Origin of the sequence: Streptomyces montanisoli (genome assembly GCF_017813245.1) — a bacterium.
GTDB classification, from domain to species: Bacteria; Actinomycetota; Actinomycetes; order Streptomycetales; family Streptomycetaceae; genus Streptomyces; species Streptomyces montanisoli.
In genome coordinates, this window is record NZ_JAGIQL010000199.1 from 1 (window position 1) to 9,934 (window position 9,934).

A 9,934-nucleotide genomic window follows, 5' to 3' on the forward strand; every position below is an offset into this window, starting at 1 on the left:
CGCGTGGAGGCCGGGGCCCCGGGGCACGCCGGGCCCCCCGGCGGACGTGCGAGCCCAGGGCCCCTGGCGGCGCGTCGCCGTGCGCGCGGCCAGGGCTCAGGACGAGTCCCCGCGCCCTCCGCGGGATGACCGCTCCTGTCGCGGGCGGTCTCCCGGCAGCGCGCTGCCGAAGCGCGCGTAGACGCCGGTGTATGGGGGGCACGGCGGGCTCCCGGCGGGTGGTGCGAGGCAAGGACCTCAGGCGGCGCGTCGCCGGGCACGCGGCGCGTGCTTACGGCCCCGCCGGGGGCGGGGCGGCGTTCGCGTAGGCGGCGAGGCGTGCGGCGAGCGCCCGCACCTCCTCGCGGAGCGCGTCCGGCTGCTCGATCACGAAGGGCAGGTCGAGCCGCGCGAGCAGGGACGGCACCCAGTCGAGCCGCTCGGCCCGCAGCCGTACCCGCACCCACCCGCCCGGGCTCACGCCCTCCGCACCGGCCGGCTCCGCACCGGCCGGGATCTCCCGGACGGTGACGATCCCCGCGGGCACCCGCGAGCGGACCTGCTCGGCCGTGCCGCGTACCCGTACCGACACCTCGTGCCGGTACGGCGCCTCGGCGAGCCCGGACAGCACCCGGTCCGCCGGGTCGAACCCCGCGGGTACCTCGAACGAGCCAGGCACCACCCGGGCCGCCGCGATCCGGTCGAGACGGAACGTGCGCACCTCGCCGACGGCCGAGTCCGCGCCCGCCACGTACCAGCGCCCCGAGTGGGCGACGACCCCGTACGGATGCACGGTGCGCTCGCTGCGCCGCCCCTTGCCGTCGGTGTAGGCGATCTCGACCGGGCTGCGGTGCCACGCCGACTCTGCCAGCGTCAGCAGCACGCCCGTCTCCGGGACGGCCCCGGCGCCGGCGGGGCGCGGCGGCGCGGTGAAGTCGGCGGTGGCGAGCAGCGCGTCGAGCCTGCGCCCGAGCGCCTCGGGCAGCACCCGGCGGACCTTGGCCGCCGCGCTCTCCGCCGCCGCGGCGGACGTGCTCACCAGGCCGGCCCGCCGCCCGGCGACCAGGCCGAGCAGCACGGCAAGCGCCTCCTCGTCCGTGAGCATCAGCGGCGGCATCCGGTAGCCCGGGGCGAGGCGGTAGCCGCCGTAGCGGCCGCGCACCGACGTGACCGGGACGTCCAGGTCGATCAGGTGCTCCACGTAGCGCCGCACGGTGCGCTCGTCCACGCCGAGCCGGCCGGCCAGGTCCGCGACCGTGCGGACGCCGCCGGCCTGCAGGATCTCCAGCAGGGCGAGCACGCGGGCGGTCGGTCGGGCCATGACACGAGTATCGCGCGGTTACCGGGCGGACCTTGCCCGGTAAGGCGCGCTCATTGGCCCGAACCGTAACGGCTTCCGCCGCCGCCCGTCCCCGCGGCACGCGCGCCGCTAGCGTCGGGCCCATGATCGTATGGCTCAACGGCACACACGGCGCGGGCAAGACGACGACCAGCGCGCTCGTGCAGCGGCTGATCCCGGACTCGCGGGTGTTCGACGCCGAGAAGGTCGGCGAGACGCTCATGGACATCACGCCTGGGCTGCCCGCGACGGACAACTTCCAGCACTGGCCGCCGTGGCGGCCGCTCGTCGTCGAGACCGCACGCCACGTACTCGGCTACACCGGAGGCACCCTGGTGATGCCCATGACCGTCCTGGTCGAGGAGTACTGGCGCGAGATCAGCTCGGGGCTCGCCCGGCACGCCATCCCCGTCAGGCACTTCGTCCTCCACGCCGACGAGGAGACCCTCCGCGCGCGCATCGCGGGTGACACGGTCATCGGCCCGAACTCGCCGTTCCGCCTCCAGTACCTGGAGCCCTACGCCGAGGCGGCCCGCACCTGGCTGCACCGCGAGGCCGAGGTCGTCGACACCACGCACCTCACACCCGCCGAGGCCGCCGAGCGGATCGCGAAGGTCGTAAGAGAGTGAGGCATGACTGAGTGCTGCGGAAGTGGAAGTCGCCCTTTTCGAAGGCGTTCTCGTCGCGGACTGTGCCGGCGAGGAAGGCGTGGCGGTTCGAGTCCGAACGGCGCAGCACTCTCTCGTGGAGACGCGGGGCGCCGGGTGCCTGCTCAGGACCCGGCGTTGTGGCCGACGGTGACGACGATTTTGCCGACCTGGCCGCCGGCCTCCAGGTAGCGGTGGGCCTCGGCGATGTCCTCCAGCGGGAAGGTCTTGTCGACCGTGGGAGTCAGCTCGCCCTTGGCAAGGCCGTCGGTGACGAACGCGACCGCTTCGGCGCGGCGCTGGTCGTCGGCGGTGATCTCGAAGAGCCGGAGTCCGCGGATGGTGAGGTGCTTGAAGAGGAGCTCATCGACGTTCAGCGGTGTGGGCGTGCGGTCCAGGACACCGTAGAGAACGACGATGGCGCCCTGCGCGGCGGCGGTGACCAGGTCGGCCAAGGCCGTGCCGCCGACGGGGTCGAAGATGACACGGGCTCCCACCCCGTCGGTCAGCTCCCGCACACGGGCTGGGACGTCCTCCTCGGCGGTGGCGATGACCTCGTCGGCACCGGCGTCCAGAAGCTGCCGACGCTTGGCGTTGGTACGGGTCAGGGCGACGGCGCGGGCGCCGGCCTTGCGCGCGATCTGGATGGCCGCGAGGCCGACGCTGCTGGAGGCGGCGGAGATCAGGACGGTGTCGCCGGGGCGGACACCGGCGACACTGACCAGGCCGCCGTAGGCGGTGACGAACTGCATCCACACTGACGCCGCTCTCCTCGAAGGAGAGCCGCTCGGGATGGGCGACGACCGCGCGGGCGGGAACGAGGACCGCCTCACCGTGCACCGGGTAGTCGGTCATGGAGAAGGACGGCACCACGCTGACCGCGTCGCCCACGCTCAGCCCGCGCACGCCCTCTCCGAGGGCCTCGACCACTCCGGCGGCCTCGTAGCCGATCCCGGAGGGGAAGACGGGGTCTATGCCGTACTGACCCAGACGGAACATCGATTCCGCCCGATTGAGACCGAGCGCCCGGGTGCGGATCACCAGGATCAGGGCGTCGGCGCCGGCACTGCCGGGTTCCGCGCTGTAAACGGACAGGTGCTGTCCGGGGGCGCTGGTGACGGCGAGCGCCTCGAAGTGCAGGCGTATCTCCCCCACCCGCGGGTGCCGGAAGTGCTTGTCCTCGTGCGTTCGGGGACGGACCTCGTAGCGTGCCCACAGGCCCGTGAAGGCGGGGCTGCGCATGCTCAGTTCGCCGACGATCCGCTCGATGCGCCCGTCCTGCGGGAACTGCGAGGAGGACGCCCGCAGGTTGCCCACCGCGATCCTCGCCGCGTGGTCCCAGTCGGCGTAGAACTCACGCGCGAAAGGATCGAGGAAGATCATCCGCAGCAGGTTGTCATACCGGGCGAAACCGCGGTACAGCTCGCGCGCCATCGCGTTGGCGGCCAGCACGTCCTGCGCCGCGCCGACCACGAAGGCCGGCGCATCACGCATGCCGTCCATCAGCCGCAGCAATTCGGGGGCGACGGTCGCCGGGGCAGCCGGCGTCCCGACGACGGACAGGCCCAACCGGAAGAGATGGGCGCTCGCCGCGTCGTCCAGCCGCAGTGCCCCGGCGATCGCCCGCAGCACCTGCTCGGACGGATGCCGCTCGCGGCCCTGCTCCAGCCGGATGTAGTAGTCAGTGCTCATCCCGGCCAGCAGCGCCACCTCATCACGCCGCAGCCCCGGCACCCGCCGGGGCCCGTCGTCGGGCAGGCCAACGTCCGCCGGTGCCACCGCCGCACGACGGGCGCGCAGGTAGTCACCGAGTTCGTTCTCACTCTCCATGCCGACCACGCTATTCGCGGACGGTCGCCGGGGCGTGGGTGCGCTGCACCCACCCGCCGCGACTCGTTGCATAAAGCTGCATGGATACGTATAGTCATGCCCTTGAGGGAAGGGATGACCGATGTCTGTACGTGTGGCAGTGGCCGGCGCGAGCGGGTACGCCGGGGGTGAGGTCCTGCGCGTCCTGCTCGGGCACCCGGAGGTGGAGATCGGGGCCGTGACCGGCAACAGCAACGCCGGGCAGCGGCTCGGGGCGCTGCAGCCGCATCTGCTGCCCCTCGCCGGCCGCGTCCTGGGCGAGACCACCGCCGACGTGCTCGCCGGGCACGACGTCGTCTTCCTCGCGCTGCCGCACGGGCAGTCGGCCGCCGTCGCCGAGCAGCTCGGCGACGACACGCTCGTCGTCGACATGGGCGCCGACTTCCGGCTGCGCGACGCCGCCGACTGGGAGCGCTTCTACGGCTCACCGCACGCCGGCACCTGGCCCTACGGCCTGCCGGAACTGTCGGGCGCCCGCGCCGCGCTGGAGGGGTCCAAGCGCGTCGCGGTGCCCGGCTGCTACCCCACGGCCGTCACGCTCGCGCTGTTCCCCGCGTACGCGGCCGGCCTCGCCGAGCCCGAGGCCGTGATCACCGCCGCGTCCGGCACCTCCGGCGCCGGCAAGTCCGCCAAGCCGCACCTGCTCGGCAGCGAGGTCATGGGCTCCATGTCCTCCTACGGCGTCGGCGGCGGCCACCGGCACACGCCGGAGATCACGCAGAACCTCAGCGGCGTCGCGGGCGAGCACGTCACCGTCTCCTTCACCCCGACCCTCGCCCCCATGCCGCGCGGCATCCTCGCCACCTGCTCGGCCAGGGCGCGCCCCGGCACGAGCGCCGAGACCGTACGCCAGGCGTACGAGAAGGCGTACGCGGACGAGCCGTTCGTGCACCTGCTGCCCGAGGGCCAGTGGCCCGCCACCGCGTCCGTGTACGGGTCCAACGCCGTGCAGGTCCAGGTCGCCCACGACCCCCACGCGGACCGCGTCATCGCGATCAGCGCCATCGACAACCTCGCCAAGGGCACCGCGGGCGGTGCCGTGCAGAGCATGAACATCGCCCTCGGACTCCCCGAGGACACCGGACTGACCACGATCGGAGTCGCGCCTTGAGCGTCACCGCCCCGAAGGGATTCGCCGCCGCGGGCATCGCCGCGGGAATCAAGCAGAACAACGCTCCCGATCTGGCACTCGTCCACAACCAGGGGCCGCGCCGCGCCGCGGCCGGCGTCTTCACCTCCAACCGTGTCAAGGCCGCGCCCGTGCTCTGGTCCGAGCAGGCCGTGCGCGGCGGCGAGATCGCGGCCGTCGTCCTCAACTCCGGTGGCGCCAACGCCTGTACGGGCCCCCGCGGCTTCCAGGACACCCACGCCACGGCGGAGCGGGCCGCCGAGATCCTCACCGCTCGCGGCGACGACATCGGCGCCGGCCAGATCGCCGTCGCGTCCACCGGCCTCATCGGCGAGTTCCTGCCCATGGACAAGCTGCTCCCCGGCATCGAGACGGCCGCGGCCGCCCTGTCCGAGCACGGCGGCGAGAAGGCCGCGATCGCGATCAAGACCACCGACACCGTGCACAAGACGGCCGTCGCCACCGGGCCCGGCGGCGCCTGGACGGTCGGCGGCATGGCCAAGGGCGCGGGCATGCTCGCGCCCGGCCTCGCCACCATGCTCGTCGTGCTCACCACCGACGCCGACGTCCCCGCCGACGTGCTGGACACCGCGCTGCGCGCCGCCACCCGCACCACGTTCGACCGTGTCGACTCCGACGGGTGCATGTCCACCAACGACACCGTCCTGCTGCTCGCCTCCGGCGCCAGTGGCGCCACGCCCGAGTACGAGCCGTTCGCCGAGTCCGTGCGGGAGGTCTGCGCCGACCTCGCGCGCCAGCTCATCGGGGACGCCGAGGGCGCGTCCAAGGACATCCGCATCGAGGTCGTCGGCGCGGCGGACGAGGACGACGCCGTCGAGGTGGGCCGCTCCATCGCCCGCAACAACCTCCTCAAGTGCGCGATCCACGGGGAGGACCCCAACTGGGGCCGCGTGCTGTCCGCGATCGGCACGACCGGCGCGGTCTTCGAGCCCGACCGGCTCGGCGTCGCCATCAACGGCGTCTGGGTCTGCAGATACGGCTCGATCGGCGAGGACCGCGACCAGGTCGACATGCGCTTCCGCGAGGTGACCGTCACCGCCGACCTCGCCGCGGGCGACGCGTCCGCCGTCATCTGGTCCAACGACCTGACGGCCGACTACGTCCACGAGAACAGCGCGTACAGCTCATGAGTACGCGCAAGCACACCGCGCTGCCCAAGGCGCAGACGCTCGTCGAGGCGCTGCCCTGGCTCGTCCGGCACAACAACAAGGTCGTCGTCGTCAAGTTCGGCGGCAACGCCATGGTCGACGACGACCTGAAGGCGGCCTTCGCGCAGGACGTCGTCTTCCTCAGGCAGGCCGGCCTCAAGCCCGTCGTCGTGCACGGCGGCGGCCCCCAGATCAGCGCCGCTCTCGACCGGCACGGCCTCGTCAGCGAGTTCAGGGCCGGGCTGCGCGTCACCACGCCCGAGGCCATGGACGTGGTGCGCATGGTGCTCGCCGGCCAGGTACAGCGCGAACTGGTCGGCCTGCTCAACGCGCACGGCCCGCATGCCGTCGGCCTCACCGGCGAGGACGGCCACACCATGACCGCCACCAAGCACCGGCCCCGCATCGAGGGCGAGCGCGTCGACATCGGGCGGGTCGGCGAGATCAACGGCATCGACACCGGCCTGATCACGACCCTGCTGGACGACGAGCGCATCCCCGTCGTCTCGTCCATCGCGCGCAGCGCCGACGACCACCACGTCTACAACGTCAACGCGGACACCGCGGCCGCCGCGCTCGCCGTCGCGCTCGGCGCCGAGATGCTGGTCGTGCTCACGGACGTCGAGGGCCTCTACGAGGACTGGCCGAACAGCGACGACGTCATCAGCCGCCTCACCGCGACCGAGCTGGACAAGCTGCTTCCCGAGCTGTCCAGCGGCATGGTCCCGAAGATGCGGGGCTGCCTCGACGCGGTGCGCGGCGGCGTCTCGACGGCCCGCGTGATCGACGGCCGCGTGCCGCACTCGATCCTGCTGGAGATCTTCACCGACGAGGGCATCGGCACGATGGTCGTGCCGGACGACGTGCCCGCAGCGACAGGGCCCGCAGCGACTGGGCCCGCAGCGACAGGAGGGGACGCTCAGTGAGCGCCGACACCACCGCCACCAGCACCAGCACCAGCACCAGCGCCAGCACCGTGACGGGCGAGGCGGGCGAGGCGGGCGAGGCGGGCGAGGCGGGCGGGGGCGCCACCGGCGGCGCGCGCCTCGCCGAGCGCTGGCGCGGCGTCATGGCGGACAACTACGGCACCCCCGCGCTCTCGCTCGTGCGCGGCGAGGGCGCCACCGTGTGGGACGCCGACGGCACCGCGTACGCGGACTTCGTCGGCGGCATCGCCGTCAACGCGCTCGGCCACGCGCACCCCGCCGTCGTCGAGGCCGTGACCCGGCAGATCGGCTCGCTCGGGCACGTGTCCAACCTGTTCATCGCCGAGCCCCCGGTCGCGCTCGCGGAACGGCTCGTCGAGCTCTTCGGCCGGCCGGGCCGCGTCTACTTCTGCAACTCGGGCGCGGAGGCCAACGAGGCCGCGTTCAAGATCGGCCGCCTGACCGGGCGCACGCACATGGTGGCCACCACCGGCGGCTTCCACGGCCGCACCATGGGCGCGCTCGCGCTGACCGGCCAGGAGGGCAAGCGCGCGCCGTTCGCGCCGCTGCCCGCCGACGTCACGCACGTGCCGTTCGGCGACGCGGACGCGCTGCGCGCCGCGGTCACCGAGGACACCGCGCTCGTGATCGTCGAACCCATCCAGGGCGAGCTCGGTGTCGTCGTCCCGCCGGAGGGCTACCTTCGTGCGGCCCGCGAGATCACCCGCACGACGGGCACGCTGCTGGTGCTCGACGAGGTGCAGACCGGGGTGGGGCGCACGGGCCACTGGTTCGAGTACCAGGCGCACGAGGGCGTCGACCCCGACGTCGTCACCCTCGCCAAGGGCCTCGGCGGCGGGCTGCCGCTGGGCGCGGCGGTCGCGTTCGGCCCGGCGGCCGATCTGCTGAAGCCGGGGCAGCACGGCACGACGTTCGGTGGCAACCCGGTCGCGTGCGCCGCCGGGCTCGCGGTCCTCGACACGCTCGCCGCCGACGGGGTGCTCGACCGTGTCGGCCGCCTCGGCGAGCGGCTGCGCAAGGGCGTTGAGGGGCTCGGCCACCCGCTGGTCTCCCATGTACGCGGCGCCGGCCTGCTGCTCGGTATCGTGCTCACCGAGCCTCTCGCACCGCGGGTGCAGCGGGCCGCTCAGGACGCCGGGTTCCTCGTGAACGCGCCCGCGCCCGACGTCGTGCGGCTGATGCCGCCGCTCGTCGTGGGCGACGCCGAGGTCGACGGTTTCCTGCGGGCGCTGCCGGGCGTGCTCGACGCGGCGACGGAGCGGCAGGAGCCGACGAACTGAGATGAGAAGACGACGATGAGCGAGCCGCAGCAGCAGGCCGGTCCCTCCCTGCCCCAGACGAGAATGGCCCGGCACCGCCGGATCGTGGACATCCTGGGCAGGCAGCCGGTGCGCTCGCAGAGCCAGCTGGCGCGGCTGCTCGCCGAGGACGGCCTGACGGTCACCCAGGCGACGCTCTCCCGCGACCTGGACGAGCTGGGCGCGGTGAAGATCCGCAACGCCGGCGGCGAGCTCATCTACGCGGTGCCCAGCGAGGGCGGCTTCCGCACACCGCACGCGCCGCTCGGGGAGTCGGTGAAGGAGGAGCGGATGCGCCGCCTGGCCGGCGAACTGCTCATCTCGGCGGAGGCGTCCGCGAACCTCGTGGTGCTGCGCACGCCTCCGGGCGCCGCGCAGTTCCTCGCGTCGGCCATCGACCAGGCGGAGCTCGGCGACGTACTGGGGACCATCGCGGGCGACGACACGCTGATGCTGATCAGCCGCGACCCGTCCGGCGGCAAGGCGCTCGCGGACCACCTGCTCAAACTGGCCCAGACGGGCCGGGAACGCTGAGGCCGCGCGGGGTGCGGCCCGCCCCGCCGTCGGCGGGCCGTGCACCCGGGCCGCCTGCAGTCGTGGTGGTGACCGTGCGCCGTCCCTCGCGCACAAGCGTGGCGTCCCGCCCTGGCGCGACAGCGCCCGCCAGACGGCGGGGCCGGGGCGAGTGGCCGCCGCCCGCACCCGGACGATCGCCGCGCAGCGGTGGCGTCGCGGGGCTCAGGCCCCGGTGCGGCGCGTGGCCGGCGCGGGGCCTCCCGGCGTCCGGACCGTGCCCGGTCGGAGCCGCTTCCGCCTGCGGACCGGCGGACAGATCCGGCGGAGACCTTCCGCGTGCCGTGGCCGAACCCGCCCCGGCGGAGGGCGTCAGGCGGCGGGGGCGCCTGGGGCACGTGGCCGCCACCGGCACCCGGGCGAGGACCGCACGGCGGTGGCGTCGCGGGCGGCCGGTCGTACCGCAGTGACGGGACGAAGCGTTCCCCGTGTCGCGCTCGAACCCGGTCGGCGGAGGGGCCGCCGGGGGCGTGCCGGGTCAGGTGACCCTGCCACAGGCGTTCCGGCGCCGGCCCCCGCCGTGGTGAGCCGTGAGGGCTTCGGGCGCCGGGGCGGCGAGTGACCTGGGACCCGGGCCGGGCGGCGCCGGGGGTGCGTGGACGCGGGTGTCAGGTATGCCGGGCCGCCGGGGAGTGGCGCCGGCCGCGCAGGCACACGTCGGGCGGGTGCTACCCGCCGAGCAGCGCCGCCACGTCGTCCGCGCCCGCCGACCGTGCGAACGCGGTCAGTTCCGTGCGCGTCGGGGGAACGGGAGAGCACACGGCTGGACTCCTGTCACCGATGGATCGCGGATGCCGACTGCTGCGCGGAGAGGAGGGGGGGGGGGGGGGCGGGGGGGGGGGGGGGCGGGGGGGGGGGGGGGGGGGGGGGGGGGGGGGGGGGGGCGGGGGGGGGGGGGGGGGCGGGGGGGGGGGGGGGGGGGGGGGGGGGGGGGGGGGGGGGGGGGGGGGGGGGGGGGGGGGGGGGGGGGGGGGGGGGGGGGGG

At 74.4% G+C, this 9,934-nt stretch carries 8 protein-coding genes and 2 pseudogenes; 6 read left to right on the forward strand and 4 right to left on the reverse strand.

The window, feature by feature from the left end:
• Window positions 1–271: 271 nt before the first annotated feature.
• Complete coding sequence (locus tag JFN87_RS29265; protein WP_209344898.1) at window positions 272–1,300, reverse strand: helix-turn-helix transcriptional regulator; 1,029 nt, start codon at window positions 1,298–1,300, stop codon at window positions 272–274.
• A gap of 122 nt (window positions 1,301–1,422) precedes the next feature.
• Between JFN87_RS29265 and JFN87_RS29270 the strand changes: the two genes are divergently transcribed.
• Window positions 1,423–1,947 (forward strand): AAA family ATPase, encoded by a 525-nt coding sequence (locus tag JFN87_RS29270; RefSeq protein WP_209344900.1) that lies wholly within the window; start codon window positions 1,423–1,425, stop codon window positions 1,945–1,947.
• 143 nt (window positions 1,948–2,090) lie between these two features.
• Here JFN87_RS29270 and JFN87_RS29275 read toward each other — a convergent pair whose 3' ends face one another.
• The 3 genes and pseudogenes from JFN87_RS29275 to JFN87_RS29285 form a co-directional block, all read right to left on the reverse strand.
• Window positions 2,091–2,717, reverse strand: a complete 627-nt coding sequence (locus JFN87_RS29275) for a zinc-binding dehydrogenase (RefSeq protein WP_245182498.1) — start codon at window positions 2,715–2,717, stop codon at window positions 2,091–2,093.
• A gap of 169 nt (window positions 2,718–2,886) precedes the next feature.
• Window positions 2,887–2,964, reverse strand: a pseudogene (locus JFN87_RS34595) (hypothetical protein); the annotation flags it as partial.
• 33 nt (window positions 2,965–2,997) lie between these two features.
• Window positions 2,998–3,795, reverse strand: a pseudogene (locus JFN87_RS29285) (helix-turn-helix domain-containing protein); the annotation flags it as partial.
• Window positions 3,796–3,916: 121 nt separating this feature from the next.
• On the opposite strand from JFN87_RS29285, the gene argC reads away from it, so the two are divergent.
• From argC to JFN87_RS29310, 5 genes are all read left to right on the forward strand, one after another.
• A complete protein-coding gene (argC, locus tag JFN87_RS29290; protein ID WP_209344904.1) occupies window positions 3,917–4,945 on the forward strand; it encodes an N-acetyl-gamma-glutamyl-phosphate reductase in 1,029 nt (342 codons plus the stop codon).
• A complete protein-coding gene (argJ, locus tag JFN87_RS29295; RefSeq protein ID WP_209344906.1) occupies window positions 4,942–6,114 on the forward strand; it encodes a bifunctional glutamate N-acetyltransferase/amino-acid acetyltransferase ArgJ in 1,173 nt (390 codons plus the stop codon). The genes argC and argJ overlap by 4 nt, the downstream gene beginning before the upstream one ends.
• Window positions 6,111–7,058 carry an acetylglutamate kinase gene (argB, locus tag JFN87_RS29300; protein ID WP_209344908.1) on the forward strand — a complete coding sequence of 316 codons (948 nt, stop codon included), beginning with the start codon at window positions 6,111–6,113 and terminating at the stop codon, window positions 7,056–7,058. Before argJ ends, argB begins: the two co-directional genes overlap by 4 nt.
• Before the next feature lie 143 nt (window positions 7,059–7,201).
• The gene (locus tag JFN87_RS29305) at window positions 7,202–8,359 is read left to right on the forward strand and encodes an acetylornithine transaminase (RefSeq protein ID WP_209344913.1); all 1,158 of its coding nucleotides are present in this window, start codon (window positions 7,202–7,204) and stop codon (window positions 8,357–8,359) included.
• Window positions 8,360–8,374: 15 nt separating this feature from the next.
• Window positions 8,375–8,911: an arginine repressor gene (locus JFN87_RS29310; protein WP_209344910.1), complete on the forward strand. Its 537-nt coding sequence runs from the start codon at window positions 8,375–8,377 to the stop codon at window positions 8,909–8,911.
• The last annotated feature ends 1,023 nt before the right edge of the window (window positions 8,912–9,934 follow it).